The 18,723-nt window shown below is 32.5% G+C and carries 21 protein-coding genes; 9 read left to right on the top strand and 12 right to left on the bottom strand.

Annotated elements, in window-relative coordinates:
- Positions 1 to 100: 100 nt before the first annotated feature.
- Genes AC23L6_RS04320 through AC23L6_RS04300 form a run of 5 tightly spaced genes read right to left on the bottom strand, consistent with a single transcriptional unit; the run spans position 101 to position 2,377 of the window.
- The gene (locus AC23L6_RS04320) at positions 101 to 214 is read right to left on the bottom strand and encodes a DUF2256 domain-containing protein (RefSeq protein ID WP_487562142.1); all 114 of its coding nucleotides are present in this window, start codon (positions 212 to 214) and stop codon (positions 101 to 103) included.
- Positions 180 to 1,046 (bottom strand): FAD-binding domain-containing protein, encoded by an 867-nt coding sequence (locus AC23L6_RS04315; RefSeq protein WP_487562143.1) that lies wholly within the window; start codon positions 1,044 to 1,046, stop codon positions 180 to 182. Before AC23L6_RS04315 ends, AC23L6_RS04320 begins: the two co-directional genes overlap by 35 nt.
- A 45-nt stretch (positions 1,047 to 1,091) precedes the next feature.
- On the bottom strand, positions 1,092 to 1,688 hold the full coding sequence (locus AC23L6_RS04310; RefSeq protein WP_487562144.1) for a deoxyribodipyrimidine photo-lyase: 597 nt from the start codon (positions 1,686 to 1,688) through the stop codon (positions 1,092 to 1,094).
- Positions 1,681 to 2,079, bottom strand: coding sequence for a DUF2452 domain-containing protein (locus AC23L6_RS04305; protein WP_487562145.1), 399 nt, complete (start codon positions 2,077 to 2,079; stop codon positions 1,681 to 1,683). The genes AC23L6_RS04310 and AC23L6_RS04305 overlap by 8 nt, the downstream gene beginning before the upstream one ends.
- Positions 2,080 to 2,089: 10 nt before the next feature.
- Positions 2,090 to 2,377, bottom strand: a complete 288-nt coding sequence (locus AC23L6_RS04300; protein WP_487562146.1) for a TIGR03643 family protein — start codon at positions 2,375 to 2,377, stop codon at positions 2,090 to 2,092.
- A gap of 148 nt (positions 2,378 to 2,525) precedes the next feature.
- Here AC23L6_RS04300 and aroB point away from each other — a divergent pair, with 148 nt between their 5' ends.
- From aroB to AC23L6_RS04280, 4 genes are all read left to right on the top strand, one after another.
- Positions 2,526 to 3,593 carry a 3-dehydroquinate synthase gene (gene aroB / locus AC23L6_RS04295; protein WP_487562147.1) on the top strand — a complete coding sequence of 356 codons (1,068 nt, stop codon included), beginning with the start codon at positions 2,526 to 2,528 and terminating at the stop codon, positions 3,591 to 3,593.
- Positions 3,594 to 3,887: 294 nt separating this feature from the next.
- On the top strand, positions 3,888 to 5,288 hold the full coding sequence (locus AC23L6_RS04290) for a type III PLP-dependent enzyme domain-containing protein (protein ID WP_487562148.1): 1,401 nt from the start codon (positions 3,888 to 3,890) through the stop codon (positions 5,286 to 5,288).
- A gap of 105 nt (positions 5,289 to 5,393) precedes the next feature.
- Positions 5,394 to 6,365 (top strand): deoxyhypusine synthase family protein, encoded by a 972-nt coding sequence (locus tag AC23L6_RS04285; RefSeq protein WP_487562149.1) that lies wholly within the window; start codon positions 5,394 to 5,396, stop codon positions 6,363 to 6,365.
- Positions 6,366 to 6,375: 10 nt separating this feature from the next.
- Positions 6,376 to 6,792, top strand: coding sequence for a DNA primase (locus tag AC23L6_RS04280; RefSeq protein ID WP_487562150.1), 417 nt, complete (start codon positions 6,376 to 6,378; stop codon positions 6,790 to 6,792).
- A gap of 37 nt (positions 6,793 to 6,829) precedes the next feature.
- Here the strand turns inward: AC23L6_RS04280 and AC23L6_RS04275 are convergent, their stop codons facing one another.
- The 4 genes from AC23L6_RS04275 to AC23L6_RS04260 all read right to left on the bottom strand — a co-directional run bounded on the left by AC23L6_RS04275 (position 6,830) and on the right by AC23L6_RS04260 (position 11,725).
- The gene (locus AC23L6_RS04275) at positions 6,830 to 7,345 is read right to left on the bottom strand and encodes a DinB family protein (RefSeq protein ID WP_487562151.1); all 516 of its coding nucleotides are present in this window, start codon (positions 7,343 to 7,345) and stop codon (positions 6,830 to 6,832) included.
- A gap of 10 nt (positions 7,346 to 7,355) precedes the next feature.
- Complete coding sequence (locus AC23L6_RS04270; protein ID WP_487562152.1) at positions 7,356 to 9,941, bottom strand: phosphoenolpyruvate carboxylase; 2,586 nt, start codon at positions 9,939 to 9,941, stop codon at positions 7,356 to 7,358.
- A gap of 95 nt (positions 9,942 to 10,036) precedes the next feature.
- Positions 10,037 to 10,516 carry an Lrp/AsnC family transcriptional regulator gene (locus tag AC23L6_RS04265; protein WP_151106251.1) on the bottom strand — a complete coding sequence of 160 codons (480 nt, stop codon included), beginning with the start codon at positions 10,514 to 10,516 and terminating at the stop codon, positions 10,037 to 10,039.
- A gap of 60 nt (positions 10,517 to 10,576) precedes the next feature.
- The gene (locus tag AC23L6_RS04260) at positions 10,577 to 11,725 is read right to left on the bottom strand and encodes a M14 family metallopeptidase (protein ID WP_487562153.1); all 1,149 of its coding nucleotides are present in this window, start codon (positions 11,723 to 11,725) and stop codon (positions 10,577 to 10,579) included.
- Between the two features lie 314 nt (positions 11,726 to 12,039).
- Between AC23L6_RS04260 and AC23L6_RS04255 the strand changes: the two genes are divergently transcribed.
- Complete coding sequence (locus tag AC23L6_RS04255; protein WP_487562154.1) at positions 12,040 to 12,483, top strand: helix-turn-helix domain-containing protein; 444 nt, start codon at positions 12,040 to 12,042, stop codon at positions 12,481 to 12,483.
- A 5-nt stretch (positions 12,484 to 12,488) separates the two neighbouring features.
- Here the strand turns inward: AC23L6_RS04255 and AC23L6_RS04250 are convergent, their stop codons facing one another.
- The gene (locus AC23L6_RS04250; RefSeq protein WP_487562155.1) at positions 12,489 to 13,046 is read right to left on the bottom strand and encodes a 1-acyl-sn-glycerol-3-phosphate acyltransferase; all 558 of its coding nucleotides are present in this window, start codon (positions 13,044 to 13,046) and stop codon (positions 12,489 to 12,491) included.
- A gap of 61 nt (positions 13,047 to 13,107) precedes the next feature.
- Here AC23L6_RS04250 and AC23L6_RS04245 point away from each other — a divergent pair, with 61 nt between their 5' ends.
- Positions 13,108 to 13,773, top strand: a complete 666-nt coding sequence (locus AC23L6_RS04245; protein ID WP_487562156.1) for a spermidine synthase — start codon at positions 13,108 to 13,110, stop codon at positions 13,771 to 13,773.
- 94 nt (positions 13,774 to 13,867) lie between these two features.
- Entirely contained in the window at positions 13,868 to 14,812 is a 945-nt protein-coding gene (locus tag AC23L6_RS04240) for an endo alpha-1,4 polygalactosaminidase (protein WP_487562157.1), read from the top strand.
- Between the two features lie 164 nt (positions 14,813 to 14,976).
- Here AC23L6_RS04240 and kdsB read toward each other — a convergent pair whose 3' ends face one another.
- Together kdsB and AC23L6_RS04230 are read right to left on the bottom strand one after the other, a co-directional pair.
- A complete protein-coding gene (gene kdsB / locus AC23L6_RS04235; protein ID WP_487562158.1) occupies positions 14,977 to 15,702 on the bottom strand; it encodes a 3-deoxy-manno-octulosonate cytidylyltransferase in 726 nt (241 codons plus the stop codon).
- A gap of 23 nt (positions 15,703 to 15,725) precedes the next feature.
- On the bottom strand, positions 15,726 to 17,147 hold the full coding sequence (locus AC23L6_RS04230; RefSeq protein WP_487562159.1) for an ATP-dependent DNA helicase: 1,422 nt from the start codon (positions 17,145 to 17,147) through the stop codon (positions 15,726 to 15,728).
- A 165-nt stretch (positions 17,148 to 17,312) separates the two neighbouring features.
- Here AC23L6_RS04230 and AC23L6_RS04225 point away from each other — a divergent pair, with 165 nt between their 5' ends.
- Together AC23L6_RS04225 and AC23L6_RS04220 are read left to right on the top strand one after the other, a co-directional pair.
- On the top strand, positions 17,313 to 18,134 hold the full coding sequence (locus tag AC23L6_RS04225; RefSeq protein ID WP_487562160.1) for a DUF3822 family protein: 822 nt from the start codon (positions 17,313 to 17,315) through the stop codon (positions 18,132 to 18,134).
- Positions 18,131 to 18,718, top strand: a complete 588-nt coding sequence (locus AC23L6_RS04220; protein WP_487562161.1) for an RsmD family RNA methyltransferase — start codon at positions 18,131 to 18,133, stop codon at positions 18,716 to 18,718. Before AC23L6_RS04225 ends, AC23L6_RS04220 begins: the two co-directional genes overlap by 4 nt.
- The last annotated feature ends 5 nt before the right edge of the window (positions 18,719 to 18,723 follow it).

Below are 18,723 nucleotides of genomic sequence, written 5' to 3'. Positions count from 1 at the left end.
TAAAGATTTAAACATTAAAAAATTGAAAGATTGAATAAAATTGCTGTTATATAATCCTTTAATCTTTAAATATTTCAATTATTTTCCTCTACACTTATCACTACAATATTTTGACTTCTTCCCATACTTTTTCCCATTTCTTGCGCCATGAAAAAGGTCTGTTGCAAGTGACACAAATTTTACTGGGAAGATTTTGTTTTTTTACTACTCGCATTTTTTGGTTTGTTAGGATTGCTTACGAGTTTTTTTAAGATTCGTTTTCCTTCTTCCTTTACATCTTCTTTTTTCCTAAAACTCCACACAATATCACTAGCATATTTTCGAGTTTCTTCAATATCTACAATAGGAAACGGATAGTCTTTTCCTATTTCACAATTGTATAATTGTTGCTCAATAGGATTCATTTTCCAAGGCTCGTGAATCAAATCAACTGGAACTTCTGCTAATTCTGGAATCCATTTTTTAATAAAAACACCCTCTGAATCGTGTTCTTCAGAATTTTTTATGGGATTATAAATTCTAATGGTATTGATTCCCGTTGTTCCTGATTGCATTTGCAATTGTGGATAATGAATTCCGGGTTCATAATCTAAAAACTGACGAGCTAAAAAATGTAATTCGCGCCAATCTTGCCACAAATTGAAGGTGAAAAACGAAACCACCATCGCCCGCATCCTAAAGTTCAAATAGCCCGTAGCAACCACACAGCGCATGCAAGCATCGACTATTGGAACTCCCGTTTTGCCTTCTTGCCAGGCTTTGATATAAGCTTCATTTTTAGGTTTTACTAAATCATCATAAGCTCGATTTACGTTTTCAAATTCCATTCGGCATTCGTCTTCAAATTTTTGAATGAAATGACAATGCCAATACAAACGTGAAACAAAATTGAGCATCGCTCTTTTGTTGGGCGACGATTCATAAAACTGATTGGTATATTGATACACCATCCGCATACTGATGTTGCCGTAGGTTAAATAGGGCGACAATCGGCTACACCCTTTTCGACTTAGTTCTGGTTTAGAAATATGTTTACTATAATTCACATGTCGTTCTTTTGCAAAGCTATCCAAGTAGCGCCAAGCCCAATATTAGCCTCCTTTTTGAAAATTCTCATTGTGTGTTGTGATTGCTATTGGAAGTTCGATTCCTCTTATTTTTGGATAAAAATCAGCATCTAAATTTTGAAATGTTATGGCATTCAAGTCAATCATTTTTGGCTCGGCACGCATTACTTGTTCCCAGCGTTTGTCCCAATCCTTTCTGGATTTTAATCTACGAATAACACCATGCATTTGTGATTGCTTCCAAGAAATATGGTGGGTGTCAAAAAAAGACTGCATGGCAATATCCCTATCAAAAGTGAGTTTGTTTCCAATTTCTTGATGAGAAAAAACGGTTTTCACCTCATACACTTTGATCAATTCTTCAAAAACAGACTGTACTTCTTTGTGAAAAAAATAAATTTGAGTTCCTACTGATTGCAATTTAGATTGCATTTCCTGAATAGACTCGTAAATAAAACGCCAATGACGCACATCAGAATCATCATAAGACATTACAGATGGTTCAAAAAAATAAAGCAAAAGAATAGGAATTTGCTCCTGCTGAGCCATAAAAAGAGGTTCGTGATCTGTAAAACGCAAATCACGCTTGAACCAAACAATATTTACAGCTTTTTTATTCAATGAAAATCCACTTTTTATCGCTATTCAATTTGAAAGTTCCGAGATGTTCTTTATTCCATTCTCTAGGAGAAATTAGTGACAAAAAATTAACTCCATCATCGCCTCTATATAAATGATAAATTTCACCAACAACTGGCTCAAATGAAAACTTAGCGCCATAAACTAATTCATTCCATTCGTACTCTTTCATTAAGTTCTCGTATTGGATTTTGAGTTCATTGAACTTGCTTTCGAGTTCTTTGTTTACAGTCGCAATTCCTCTACTTTTCCAAGCAACTATATCATCTATTCGGATTACTGGAGCGCCAACATTGGTGGAATAGGTCAATACATTTGCGTGATATCCTTTCTCATCAGAATATACCACATTGTCTGGTCTTTCATTTTTCATATAAAATCAGTTATCGTTTAGAGATTTTGTTATTAGAAATAGCACGCTGTCTGGTGCATTTGAATCGGTCGATTCCTTCAACTCTCTTGGCAACATGCTTTGTTTTACAATTTTCAACTCTTTCGCGCCATAATTTATAACTACTAAACTTTAATTCTTTTTTCATCAATGCTTTAACATCAGCTTCAGATAAACCGAACTGAAATTGAATAGCGTCAAAAGGTGTTCTATCTTCCCAAGCCATCTCGATAATTCTATCGATGTCAATATCATTAAGCTCTTTACTTTTTTGAATCATTTTATTTTGTTTATCATTTTTTAACAAGAGTTAAACAAATATATAAAATTTATATGAGTTGCACTATTTTTCAATTAAAATACATTTCATATTGACTCTATTTTATTTTAAAAATACCTTATTTTGCATTTTCATTATAAAAGTAATTATGCAATCCATTCAAGCCAACGGTTATCCCATCCATTTCAATGAAAAAGGTTATGAAGCCTTAAACCTTCACTTGAGAGAAAATAAATATTCTAACCTTTTTATTATTGTTGACAGTAAAACCAATGAATATTGTTTGTCAAAATTTCTTCCTTATTTGGAAACAAACCTTACCATTGAAATCATTGAATTTGATGCTGGTGAGGCCAATAAAAATATTGACACCTGTGTTGAAGTTTGGAAAGTACTAACAGAGCTGGGTGCAGACAGAAAGAGTTTGATTATCAATTTAGGCGGTGGTGTTGTAACCGATTTGGGAGGTTTTGTAGCTTCTACTTTTAAAAGAGGCGTTGATTTTATAAACATTCCTACAACCTTACTTGCGATGGTAGATGCTTCTGTTGGTGGAAAAAACGGCGTAGACTTAGGCAATCTAAAAAATCAAATCGGAGTTATAAATGTACCTATTATGGTACTGGTAGATTCTAACTATCTTGAAACCTTACCCAAAAACGAAATGCGTTCAGGATTGGCCGAAATGCTCAAACATGGTTTGATTTATGATAAAACGGAATGGGAAAAATTCCTTGTTCTTAAAGATATCGATTTTGCTGATTTTGATGCATTTATACAACGTTCAGTAGCTATTAAAAATGCCATTGTAATGCAGGATCCCACTGAAAAGAATATCCGAAAAGCATTAAATTTTGGACATACTTTAGGACACGCTATTGAAAGTTATTTTCTGGAAAATGAAACTAAAACTACCTTACTTCATGGAGAAGCCATAGCCGCAGGAATGATTTTAGAAAGTTATATTTCGTGGCAAAAAAACTTAATTTCAAATGACGAATACTATCAAATCAAGACTACTATAAAATCTATTTTTGAAGACATTGTTTTTGAAGAAAACGACCTGTCTCCAATTCAAGAATTACTAGTTCATGATAAGAAAAATGAATATGGAAGCATTCAATTTGCCTTACTGGATTCGATAGGTAAAATAAAAATCAATCAAGAAGTTGAAAATGAATTGATTACAAAAGCTTTTGAAGATTATAAATTGTAACTTTTTTTTAATAAAAAGGATTGTATATCGAATGGATTATTTTTTACATTTGCCGTAATGAATAAAAATCAAAATAAGAGAAATCGTTCCTTATTTGAGGGCGGAAATAGTCATTCTTACCTAATGTTATGGAAGAAGATTTTTGCTGTTGAAAGAGTTTCATTCTTTGATTTTTTTCAACAAACTTCCTGTAATCGAGATAAGCTTCAAATCATTTATGCTAATATTAGAGTTTGAAATTTAGATTAATTTAATTTTTTTCCATTACTTTTAATCTAAAATACTCACAGCTAAATGAATACAAGATATTTTGACCTAATAAATCAAACCTATTACTTCCCGCAAGACGAGTTCACTTTGAACAAAGATACGCTTCAGTTTCACAACATTGATTTGATGAAATTAGTAGAACAATACGGTACTCCATTAAAATTCACTTATTTACCACAAATTTCCAACAACATCAATAGAGCTAAAAATTGGTTCCGGAAAGCTATGGAAAGTAATAAATATGATGGGAAATACTATTACTGCTATTGCACCAAAAGTTCCCATTTTGAATATGTAATGAACGAAGCATTCAAAAACAACATTCATATTGAAACTTCTTCGGCTTTTGATATCAATATTGTAGAAAATCTTTTGGCAAATGGGAAAATTAACAAAAGCACCTACGTTATATGTAACGGATTCAAAAGAGATCAATACATCGAAAATATTGCTCGTTTGATTAATAACGGTCACAAAAATGCCATTCCTATCATTGACAACTACGAAGAATTAGACTTACTTCAAGCTAGTATCAAAGGAAAATTCAAAATCGGAATTAGAATTGCTGCCGAAGAGGAACCAAAATTCGAGTTTTACACCTCACGTCTTGGAATTGGGTACAAAAATATCGTTCAATTTTATAAAAAACAGATTCAGGAAAATAAAAAATTGGAACTGAAAATGTTACACTTTTTTATAAATACTGGAATTAACGACAATGCTTATTATTGGAATGAATTAGTAAAATGTATCAAAGTATATGTAGCCTTAAAAAAGGAATGCCCTAGCCTTGACGGACTAAATATCGGTGGAGGATTTCCCATTAAAAATTCCTTAGCTTTCGAATACGATTATCAATACATGATTGATGAAATTATCAATCAAATCAAAATTGCGTGTGATGAAGCAGAAGTAGAAGTGCCAAATATTTTTACCGAATTTGGTTCGTTTACTGTTGGAGAAAGTGGTGGTGCCATTTACCAAGTTTTGTATCAAAAACAACAAAATGATAGAGAAAAATGGAATATGATTGATTCCTCTTTCATCACCACGCTACCAGATACTTGGGCCATTAATAAACGTTTCATCATGTTGGCCGTAAACCGATGGAATGACACCTACGAGCGAGTTCTTTTGGGAGGAATGACCTGTGATAGCGACGATTATTATAACTCTGAACAAAACATGAATGCTATCTATTTGCCTAAATACAACAAAGAAAAACCATTATATATCGGATTTTTTAATACGGGAGCCTATCAGGAAACTATTGGTGGTTATGGAGGATTGCACCACTGTTTGATTCCGCAACCCAAACATATTCTTATAGATAGAGATAAAAATGGAATTCTAGCAACCGAAGTTTTCTCTGAACAACAAACTTCAGAGGAAGTAATGAGTATATTAGGTTACAATAAAAAATAGTTTGCTATTTGCAGATTCAAAAAAAAAGTTTTTCTTTGAACCGTCAACTAGAAACAACATAGCACAGTGCTATGACAAAAAAATCAAATACATAAACACATAATAATGAGTAAAGGACCTATCAGTCAGTTTATAGAAAAACACTATCTGCATTTCAATTCTGCGGCTCTAGTTGACGCGGCAAAAGGATATGAAGAGCAACTTGCCAAAGGAGCAAAAATGATGGTGACCATGGCTGGAGCAATGAGTACAGCTGAAATCGGTAAGATTTTTGCCGAATTTATACGTAAAGACAAAGTGCAAATTATTTCTTGTACTGGAGCTAATCTTGAAGAAGACATTATGAACTTAGTTGCGCACTCTCATTATGAAAGAGTACCACACTATCGTGATTTGACTCCACAAGAGGAATGGGATTTACTAGAACGAGGTTTGAATCGTGTTACTGATACTTGCATCCCTGAACATGAAGCTTTTCGTCGTTTACAAAAACACATCTACAAAATTTGGAAAGAAGCTGACGATAAAGGAGAACGCTATTTCCCTCATGAATTCATGTATAAAATGTTGCTTTCAGGTGTTTTAGAAGAATACTACGAAATTGATTTAAAAGACAGCTGGATGTATGCAGCAGCTGAGAAAAATTTACCTATTATTGTACCAGGTTGGGAAGACAGTACGATGGGGAATATATTTGCATCCTATGTTATCAAAGGAGATTTAAAAGCATCAACAATGAAATCGGGAATTGAATACATGACCTTTTTGGCTGATTGGTATCCAAAAAACAGCGCCAATGGAGTTGGATTCTTCCAAATTGGTGGAGGAATAGCTGGAGATTTCCCTATTTGTGTCGTACCTATGTTGTACCAAGATATGGAAATGCATGATGTTCCTTTTTGGAGTTATTTTTGCCAAATTTCAGATTCTACGACCAGTTACGGTTCCTATTCAGGTGCTGTGCCAAATGAAAAAATTACTTGGGGAAAATTAGACATTACTACCCCAAAGTTTATAATTGAGTCCGATGCTACCATAGTAGCGCCATTAATTTTTGCTTACCTACTAGATTTATAATAAAATTTTTATGAAAAGAATTATTGTTGATTATTCAAAACTTACAAACGAAATCCTAAACTTACTAGTAGAGCGATTTCCAGACGGATATGATGATTCAAATATAATCCGATTTAGAAATGCCCAAAATGAGCTTATCGAAGCCGTTGAAGTAAGAACAGAAGATACAATTTACTTGGTAAAAGTGAGTACTAAACTCGCTAGCAGATTAGAGAAATTTGATGAAGATGATGATATCGATGATATTGTAGAACCAATTGACGCTATCAAAGATATCGATCTTGATGATGAAGATGCGGTTTCTGATGATGATGAAGAAATTGACATAACTAAAGATCCTGGTGGATCAGACAGCGAAGATGATGATGACGAAGATGATGATAATGAAGACGAGCCTGTCGATGACGACGATGAAGATGAAGATTAACTAATACAAAAAAGGAACTCAAATGAGTTCCTTTTTTTTATAAATAACGTTCCTTAAAAATTCTTTGATGGTGTTTTTGATGTCCAATAACAAGAAAACCAATAGCACGAACAGATATTGGATGATTGGAAGCTATACCCATTAATTGTAGCTGTTCTTCTGTAAAACTTTTAAAAAGTAATAGTGTTGATTGCCGTACCGTTGCCATTTCTGTCAACAACTCTTGAATACTTCTTGCATTGGCATTGGTATTTTCCACATAATCATTTTCCTCAAAACCAGGTAATGGTGTTTGATCGTTTCTGGAAATACGCAAAGCACGATAACTAAAAATACGCTCTGCATCAATGATATGCTGAATAATATCTTTAATCGTCCACTTTCCTTCGGCATAGCGATAATCAAATTTATCCATAGGAATATTTTGGATAAACCGAATAAAATCATGAAGACAAATTTCTAATTCTTCAATCAAATTGACATTGTCTAATGCGCTAATATAAGTAGCATTAAACTTTGAATACTCGTTTGTGGGTAATTGATTTGAATTCATTTACTATTTTTTAAGCAGAATTTCTACTCGCATTTGTATTTCCAAACAACGAACGTGTCACTATTTTTTCATACACCTTTATCAGGTTTTCATCTGGATTTTCTTCCTTGTTCAATTCGTTGATTCTTGATAAAGCATATTGTTGTATCGTCAACAAAGGCAGCACAATACGTTCTCTTATATCAATAGATGCTTTACCGTCAGGATAATTTTCCATGAGTTCTTTATGACCCGCAATTTTGAGCAATAAGCGTTTGGTTTCTAAGAATTCATCGTAAATAATTTGCCAAAATTCACCAAATTCAGGGTCCTTACGCATGTAGGCTGTTAATGGGAAAAATGATTTTGCCAAGGACATCATACTATTTTCTAATAAGGTTTTGAAAAATAACGAATGATTGTACAAATCCTGAACTTTATGCCATTGTCCATTATCTTCAAAATGCTTCAAAGCAGAACCTACACCAAAGAATCCAGGCACATTTTGCTTCAATTGACTCCAAGAACCCACAAAAGGAATAGCTCTCAAATCATTAAAATCTAATTTCTCCGACTTACTTCTTTTAGAAGGTCGGCTTCCTATATTGGTTTTAGCGTAGTATTTCAACGTACTCATTTGCTCTAAATAAGGAATAAATTTTGGATGATTTTTGAAATCTAAATATTTCTCATATCCAATTTGAGCCAGTTGATCTAAAATAGAAGATTCCTCAACAGTTAATTCATTTCTTCCTTTATTGAACACTTGATTAGTTACCCCAGCACTCAATAAATTCTCTAAATTGTATCGACACGAATCCAAAGTTCCAAAATTAGAACTGATGGTTTGTCCTTGTACCGTAACTTGTATTTCACTGTTCTCAATATTTGGACCTAGAGAAGCGTAAAACTTATGTGTCTTTCCACCTCCACGTGCTGGTGGCCCTCCTCTTCCATCAAAAAATATGGCTTTGATTCCATATTTTCTAGAAATCGCTGTCAGTTGTTCTTTGGCTTTATAAATACTCCAATTTGCCATTAAATAACCACCATCTTTTGTTCCGTCAGAAAAGCCAAGCATAATGGTTTGTTTATTGTTTCTTTTAGCCAAATGTTGAGCATAAGTAGGATTGGTATATAATTTCTCCATTTCCTCATGCGCATTATGCAAATCGTCCACAGATTCAAAAAGCGGAACAATGTCAACCGTTGGGCTTTCCCAACCACTCAAACGGAATAAGGCGAAAGTTTCCATTACGTTGAGTGCACTTTCATTGTTGCTAATAATGTAACGATTAGAACCAAATTCGCCATTTCTCTCTTGAATATTTTTTATAGCATAAATGGACTCAATGGTTGATTTCGTCATTTCGTTTTCAAAATCATTAGGGTTTAAATTACCCTTACTTTTTGAGAGCACATCAAACTTTTCAGATTCAGATAAATCAAAATAATTTTCAGGAAAGTTATTAGAATTTAACTTCACATAATAATCTTTAATATCATGAAATACAGAATTATGTATTTTACTATTTTGACGAATATCTAATGTTGCAAAATGAAATCCAAACAGGTTTACTTTGATAAGAAGTGCTTCTAATTCGTCGATATAAAGAGACTGATGCTGCTCAATTATAATGGTTTTTATCTTATTCAGTTGCGTTATAAATTCCTCTAAAGTGATGTAGATTTCACCTCTAGAATAAAACACCGAGCGGTATAACTTTTGCTCTAATTCGGTAACTAAAACATCCACATTATCGAATGTTAACTTTCGTTTTAGATTTCTGATTTCAAAATAATAGCATTTTAAAATAGATGTTCTTAGACGTTCGGCAACTTTTAATGTTATTTCAGTAGTCACAAAAGGATTTCCATCTCGGTCTCCTCCTGGCCAAAATCCTAGCTGTATGAGTTGATTTTTTATTGGAACTCCATCAAAAATATTTTTCTCTAAATAATGAACAATATCTCCAGCTGTAGGATAAAAAACATTTTCCAAATACCACACCAAACTCACCGCTTCATCATAAGGATTTGGCTTAACGGTTTGAATGAATGGCGTTTTTCCTAACTGAGCCAATAACTGCTTGATTTCTAATAAATTATTTTTTCGAATTGCTTCTGTCAAGTCATTGATAATTCCTAAAACAGCGCCGGGATAAAACTGAGTAGGATGGGCAGTTAAAACTGTTCTGATGTTAAAATTTTCAAGAAAATCAATCAATTCAGCTTCCATATGTTTCGCTTCTGACTTCTCGTTTATATCTCTCAAAGTTCCTCTACCTTCCATATTATTAACAATAGGGAAAGCCGCATCTTCAATAGCATCAAACAGTACGATTTGACGTTCGATATACTGAATAAAACGAAACATCAAATCTATATTTTCGTTTTCAGAAGTGTTTTGTAAGTATTTTTGAGAAAAGAAATTGACAATTTCTTTTGGCGTTTCTTGCTTCTTAAATCCAGTATCACAAACATCTGTAAATAACGGCAATAAAACCCCTGTACTATCTATAGAATCGAAAGGCAGGGTAATAAAAACACTGTTGTATATGTGATATTTCGAAAGAACTTCTTGATTAAAGCGTTCGTTTTTAGGTAACGTGTACATAATTTAGTTGTTGTGTGAGTAGTTGCTTTTATGAAAAAACCTCAAGAATTACCTTGAGGTTATATCTAAAATAAATATAGCTTTCAAGAGAAATATTACATGTTCTTGAATATAGTATGCATCAATCGTTTTTTGTCATTGATACTTTCCTCAAGCGAAATCATTGTTTCGGTTCTGTAAACTCCATCAATGTCATCAATCATGAAAATAACTTCTTTAGCATGCTTAGTATCTTTTGCTCTTATTTTGCAGAAAATATTGAACTTACCAGTCGTTACAGAAGCTACGGTAATGAAAGGAATTTCATTAATACGCTCCAAAACAAATTTAGTTTGAGACGTATTGTTAAGAAAAACCCCTATGTATGCGATGAACGAATATCCTAACTTATCATAATCAAGTACTAGTGAAGACCCCATGATAATTCCTGCATCTTCCATTTTTTTTACCCTAACATGAACCGTACCAGCAGATATTAATAATTTTTTAGCGATATCGGTAAAAGGCACTCTGGTGTTATCAATCAGCATGTCTAAAATCTGATGGTCTACTTCGTCTAATCTGAACTTACTCATAAAAATAGTATTTAGTTGTTGTGTTTGTTTACAATATCATTACAATTGAAGAAATGTCATTTAAACTATCATTCCGTTGCTGATTTTTATAGTATCCAAATAAAAATCGGCTTTTTGATCCAGTTTCGGAGTTGTTCCTTCTGCATCAGAATAAGCTGCCTCAGCAGCATCATATACGAAATGTCCAAAATAACCCTCTAAATCTCCAATTTTTGCAATAAAAGCGTTAAAATTTACTTTATTATCTAATAACACTTCTTTAAATTGAATTGCAATATTCGTGATAATTTTATTACTATCATAATTTATTTTGACATTTTTATAAACAAAATCATAAAAAGAGACTTTATTTTGAGGAATATTCAGATAATCTTCGATTTTGTTATTAACTACATCGTTTTCGGAAAATTTAACAAATCCTGTTAATAAAGTAATAAAAATGTATTTTCTTGTTTGCTCTCTTTCGTAATCGTTTTGATAATGTCCCGCCTCGATGAGTATCGTAGGTACATTTAGCGATTGAAAAGTATCGCCAATACAATTAATATTGAATGAATCGTCAAAACGCCCCACTTGATTAGGTATATACTGTTGTAAAGTTTCATTCATAGCAACAATAAGCTGGATTGCTTTAGTTCTCACTTCATTAATTTCTCTCTCTTGGTTGTATGCTGGCGCTAAAAAAGAAACTGTTGCCGGTTTTCCCGTATCGTCAACCCCAAAGATAGTGCGTTGATCATGCAAATTATAGCAGTAGTCAGGTTGAAATGAATTAAAACATTGTCTCAAAACAACACTCTCTGGTTGTGTCAAATTTTGGGAATCTCTATTCAAATCTACTTTATTGGCATTCTCTCTAGTGTAATAGTAGGCTCCATCGGGATTAACCATAGGCAAACAATAAAAAGTAAAACTATCCAATAGTTGATGGGTGAGCTCGGATTCTTTTTGCAACAAACTTAAAAAATCAAAAAGCGCTTTTGTGGTAGTACTTTCGTTTCCATGCATTTGAGACCATAGAAATATCTTCGTCTTTCCAGTTCCAATTTGATACGAATAAATAGGTCTTTCCTCTACAGAATATCCTACGATATTTAATTGATTATCGGTATTCCATTTTTTTAAAATTGGTTCAATATCTTGCAAAGTGATATACCTACCGTGAAGAGATTTTACACTATTGTCCTGATGAAGCATTTCGAAGTCCATAGCTATTTTTTTTAATTTCACAAAAGTAAACATCTTTAAAATAACAATTGTAAACTCAAAAAACATCAGGTTTGTTTATTCTTGTAAACCAATTTCAATTGATTAATCCTCACTAAACCCTTCTTTTTTGAAAACAGATTATTAAATTTTATTTTACATATTTAAATAATTTAAAATCAGTTTTTTAAATTAATTTAATTCAACTAAAAAATTCAATATTTAAAGCGGTTTTTAAATTAAATTTCATACTAATAGGTTGCTTACTCAATTTTATTTACATTTGTAATACTTATTTTAACAGTTGATTATTTACAATGGTAAACTCGGAAGATTTCATCAAAAGATTAGAATTTATTCTTGATTATTACTCACTATCTGCCTCTGGATTTGCCGATAAAGTTGGCGTGCAACGCTCCAGTTTATCTCATCTCTTATCAGGAAGAAATAAACCAAGTCTTGATTTTATTTTAAAAATAGTTGAGTTTTTTCCTGAAATAGATTTGTATTGGATTTTGAATGGGCAGAACAGTTTTCTTAAAAATAAAACAGAAAAAAGCCTACCATCTCCTACTCCAAATGAAGAAGAAAAAATGGTAGAAAACACTCTTTCTATCGCTACTACTTTTGAAAAAAACACGAATCAAGAAGCAAAAAAAAGAATTCATTCAGAAGTTAATTCGATAGAATCTAATCATGACCGAATTGAAAAAATTGTGATTTTTTATACAAACGGAAAATTCAAAGAGTACAACCCTTAATACTTTTATCGTTTTACCTCAAAACTGTACTCTGATTTTTTACCTTTCACATCTATAAAATGAGTTAATAGAATTTCCATGTCGGTATTTATATTTCCAGTTGGGTAAAATGGTTTTCCTATATTTATCTCTTTTTTACCAAAATTAAAAGCAACTGGAATGATGGGCACATTTGCCTTTAGAGCTATATAATAAAATCCCGTTTTTAATTCTGTCACTTTTTTGCGAGTGCCTTCGGGAGCAATTGCCATTCTAAAAACAGTTCTCTGATTGAATATAGCAGCGATAGTATCTACCTTGTTTAGTCCACCTGTTCTATCTAGTGGCGTTCCTCCCATCCAACGAAAATACCAATGAAATGGAAATGCAAACAATTCCTTTTTGCCCACCCAATTCATCTCTAGCCCAATAATTCCTCTAGCAAAAATTCCAAGGTAAAAATCATGCCAACTGGTATGAGGAAGAACAATCATTATACATTTTTTAACCTCGTCATCTATAGTTCCAATGATTTTCCAGCACATTACTCGGAAGAAAAGTATTTTGTAGATATATTTTTTCATTAGAAACTATTTTACAGTAAATTTACTATTAATCTCCTATTTTTGATACAAAAAAATTATAATGCTGAAAAAACTCTTTAGCTACATTATTCCGATTACCGTTTTAAAACAAAAATCAGCTGTAAGTCAATCTATTGAGGTGACCTGGGCAAATGGAGAATTGGTTTTGGACAGTAAGAATACCAATTATTCTTACGGAAGTCTACAGCGAATTTTGAAAAAAGGGTTGCAAAAGATTGGTTTTGAAAGAATAAAATCAATGAATCATATTCTAGTTCTTGGAGTTGCTGGCGGTAGTGTGATAAAAACATTAGTAAATGAAGTTAAATTTAACGGTAAAATTACTGGTGTTGAAATTGATGCTGAGATAATTGCAATTGCTAAAAACTACTTTCAACTGAATGAAATTCAGAATCTAGAAATCATCATCGATGATGCATTTGAATTTGTATTGAAAACCAAAGAAAAATACGATTTGATTATCATAGATATCTTTCAGGATACAGTGATGCCTAATTTCTTATTTGAAGATTTTTTTACCGATCGTTTAAATGCGATTCTTGCACCAAATGGAGTTGTTCTTTTCAATACCATGATAACGCATCATACACACAATGAGCGAAATTTGAAATACATAGCAAAATTTGATTCCAAAAAATTCAAAGTAAAGTCAATTCCAAGAGTTGAAGAACACAATGAGTTGATTATTTTGGAGAAATTATCTTAAGCTATATTTTTTATAAAAATGATTTAGCTTATTAATTGATTAATTATCATAGATTTGCCTTTCGATTTTTTATTTTTATTACAAAATTAAATTCATGAAACTAAGACTGCTTTCAATAGTATTTCTACCGCTTTTTACATCATTTATTCCCATAAAAGAGGATAAAACTGTAAAGGCGGGTATGAAAATGCAAGATTTTGTAATTACTATCTCCAAGTATGCAAAAAGTTATGACCCTAATTTTGCCATAATTCCTCAAAATGGTTTGGATTTGGTCTACAATAAAATTGACCCAAGTGAAGGATTTTATGATAAATATCTTGATGCTATTGATGGGATTGGTGTAGAAGATTTGTTTTTTGATAAAACACTAAAAACCGATTCCTACAGGTATGCCATACTTAAAAACATAAAAGAAAAAAAGAAAATCATTGTTTCTGATTATATCACTAATGATTCTGATATCCCTACAGTTATTTCTAAAAATAAAGAAGAAGGTTTCATTTGCTTTCCCAGAGTGCACAATAATGATTCGTACAAAACCATTCCAAGTGACATTATCAACGAAAACAACAACGACATAAGGCTGTTCAATGAAGCACAGAATTTTTTATATCTCATCAATAGTATAGAATTCAAAACAAAATCAGATTACATAAAAGCCATTGCTGCAACTAATTATGATGTGGTCGCTATAGATCTCTTTTTTGAAGATACCCCTTTGACAAAAGCTGATGTTGAGCAATTAAAAACTAAATCAAATGGTGGTAAACGATTAGTAATTGCCTATATCAATATAGGTGCTGCTGAAAACTGGAGGTATTATTGGTATGGAAACTGGATACTAAATGATCCTGTTTGGATTAAAAAACAATATCCAGGATATGAAAATGAATTTTATGTGCAGTTTTGGCACGAAGACTGGCAAACTATAATTTTTGGGAATGATAATTCATATATGAAAAAAATCATTAATGCAGGATTTAACGGAGCTTATTTAGACAACACTGAAGCTTATTATTTTTTGTACAACAAATAAAAACATAAAAAGAATTTGCAAAAAAACAACCTAGCTCGGTGCAAAGCCCCAAAGGTATTCGAGAAACACACATTTCACAAATTTGAACAGAAAAATCTGTGTTAATTTGTGAAATCTGTGTCAAAAAATCGAAGCAAAGCCTCGAAGAATTAAACCTTAAGAGATTAAAATAATTTCCTTGCTTTCTCTAAATCTGAAGGTGTATCAATTCCAATTCCTATATGATTTGTTTCGACCAATTTAATACGTTTTCCGTATTCTAGGTAGCGTAATTGCTCCAATTTTTCTGAGGCTTCTAATGATTTCATAGGCAAACTAGAAAAGTCTAATAAGGCTTGCTTGCGGAAGGCATAAATTCCGATATGTTGAAAATAACGAACTCCAACATTTTTCTCACGCGGATACGGAATTACGGAACGTGAAAAATACAAAGCAAAACCGTTTTGGTCCACTACTACTTTGACATTATTCGGATTATTGATTTCAGATTCGTCTTTGATTTCACGCATTAAGGAAGCTAAATCGACTTGTCTGGCTGTATCGTTTCTAAAAACTTCAATTACCTTTGCTAAAGGTTCTGCATCTATAAAAGGTTCGTCTCCTTGCACGTTAATAACAATATCCACATCCAAATTTTGAACTGCTTCTGCAATTCTATCGCTACCACTTTCATGTTCTTTGATACTCATAATGGCTTTACCTCCATTAGACCGAATTTCATCGAAAATCAAATGGGAGTCGGTCACCACAAAAACATCATCAAATAATTTTGTTTGTAGAGCAGCTTCATACGTTCTTAAAATGACGGTTTTTCCTCCTAAATCCTGCATTAACTTTGCAGGAAATCGTGTAGAGGCATATCTCGCTGGAATTACTGCTATTATTTTCATTTAACTTTTACAAATATTAATTATCAAACAAAATTCTCATCCTTAAATCCTATCAAATACAACTTGTCTTTGGCTCTGGTAATTGCTGTGTACAACCAACGAATATAATCTCTATTGATTCCATCGGGTAAATACGGTTGCTCAATAAAAACGGTATTCCACTGCCCTCCTTGCGATTTGTGGCAGGTAATTGCATAGGAAAACTTGACTTGTAAGGCATTAAAATAGTCATTTTCTTTTACTTTTTGAAACTTCTTGTATTTAGTGGTTTCATTTTCATAATCTTTCATCACTTCTTCATACAATCGATTCGATTCTTCATAAGTCAACGATGGCGATTCGCTAGTCAAAGTGTTTAACAACAATACTGTTTCAAAAGGCTTTTGATTAGGATAATCTACCATTCTGATTTTCACATTGGCAAATTTAAATCCGTACAACTCTTTGATGTTGAATAGTTCCAAAACTTCAACAATATCGCCATTGGCTATAAAACCCGCTTCATCCGATTCTTTCAACCAAAAGTAATTATTTTTTACGACCATCAAATAGTCGCCAGTAGAAAGTTCGCTTTCTTTATCCAAAATTTTTGCGCGTATTTGCTGGTTATACTGATTGGCTCTTTTGTTAGAACGTACAATAAAAGCCGTATCTTCTATACTATAGTTATTGTAAGCCGAATTAATAGCATCTTGAATATCATAACCATCCGTAAGACGTACAATATCTCTAAATCCTTTTAAGTTGAACTGAAAACTATCTAAAAAATCCTCTTTCAGTAATTCACGCAATTCAGTGGCGTTGAATAAAATCCCTGAATTTTCTTCCTGACGCATGACTTCGTCTAACTCAATATGCTTGACATCTTTATCATAATTCATAGCTAAACTGTCAATATTCAAAGCTGGTGAAATATCTAAATTTACGGGTGGCAACTGAGCGGTATCTCCCAACAAAATCATCTTGCAATTGGTTCCTGAATAAATATAGGAAATCAAATCGTCTAAAACAGACCCATTTTCATAGAGTTTGCTTTCCGAGTTCACATCAGAAATCATCGAGGCCTCATCGACAATGAAAAAGGTATTTTTATGTTTGTTTTGTTGCAGGGTAAAACTCACACCTCCGCCCGAATTTTTCTTAGGAAAATAAATCTTCTTGTGAATGGTAAATGCAGGTTTGTGCGAATAATTGACAATTACTTTGGCAGCTCTACCTGTTGGCGCCAACAGAACATATTTCTTATTGATTTCAGCCAGATTATTGACAATAGTAGAGATAACCGTTGTTTTTCCGGTTCCAGCATAACCTTTTAGGACAAAAATTTCGTTGTTATTTGTATTCGTAATAAAATCTGCAATTTGCTGAAAGAATATATCCTGTTTTATCGTAGGCTGAAACGGAAAATTTCGAGATAAAATACTATAAAACAGACTGGAACTCATTTAGGATTTCATTTTGTGCAAAGTACGAGAAAATAGCAATGAGAATTTCAATAGCAATGAGAAATTATTAAATGTATTTTGACCTATATAAATTTATAGTCAATTAAAAAATTTGTAAGTTTGTCGGGTTCGCTATTTTTAGATTTTTGAATCCAAAGAAACCTTATGCTTGTCAATAACGCCAACATTACCGAAAAGAAATACAGAAAGCTTTCCATTCAAGTTTCCTTGACAGGATTTTCTTTTTGTTGTTTTGACACTCTAAACAATACTATTCTCTCTTTTAAAGATATTGTTTTTGATACTACTAATAAGTCGGCTACCATTGAATCGCTGTTTGTCAAAGCCCGAGATGAAAATCAAGAATTAAGTGACACCTATGACGAGATTACGGTTTTACATGACAACAATCTTTCTATATTTGTTCCAACGCCACTTTTTGACGACCAATTTTTAGGAAGCTATTTACAATACAACACCAAAGTATTTGAGACTGATTTCTTTGCTTTTGATGAGATGATTTCGTATCAAATGAACACGGTGTACATTCCTTATGTTAATATCAACAACTATTTTGTGGATGAATTTGGGTTCTTTACTTACAAACATGCCAATACCATTTTAGTTACCAAACTTTTAGATATTTCAAAAAATGTCGATGCAAAAAAGATGTTTGTACACATGGGTTCGGAGCATTTTCAAATCATCATTGTACAAAACCAACATTTACTTCTTTTCAATTCTTTTGAATACAAAACTCCAGAAGATTTAATTTACTATTTGCTATTCACTGCCGAACAGTTGAATATGAATCCCGAGAGTTTCAATTTGGAATTTCTTGGAGCAATTACTGAAGAGGATGCCTATTTTAAAATTGCTTATAAATACATTCGCAACGTTTCCTTGTTTGATGTTTCTGATTTACAGAAAAACAATTCCTTCTCTAAAGCAGAAAATTTAAAGCATTTTACCCTTTTTCAATCGTGAGAATCATATCTGGAAAATTCAAAGGCAGACGCATTTCTCCACCCAAAAATCTCCCTGTTCGCCCCACAACTGATATGAGTAAAGAAGCATTATTTAATGTTTTGAACAATCATTTCAATTTTGAAGAACTAAAAGTGTTGGACTTATTTGCTGGAACTGGGAATATCAGTTATGAATTTGCCTCCCGAGGAAGCAACAACATTACTTCCGTTGATGGTGATTTTAGTTGCGTGAAATTCATCAAACAAACTACCTCTGAGTTTGATTTTAACATTGCTGCTATCAAAAGTGATGTTTTGAAATTTATTGAAAAAAGTAATAGTACATACGATATTATCTTTGCTGACCCTCCTTATGCTTTTGACCAAAAAACTTTCGATGCTATCGTATTATCCGTATTTGCTAATAACTTGTTAGAGCAAGACGGCATGATGATTATAGAACACTCTAAATATACCAAACTCGATCATCTCACTCATTTTTCGTTTAAGAAAAGTTATGGAGGTTCTATCTTTAGTTTTTTTGAGATGAATACTGATAAATTAGATGATGTTGAAGAAGAAGATGATTCGGAAGAAGAATAAAAAAT

The sequence above is a fragment of the Flavobacterium sp. R1_16 genome (assembly GCF_057652095.1).
This window is presented reverse-complemented; position numbering and strand designations above follow the sequence as displayed.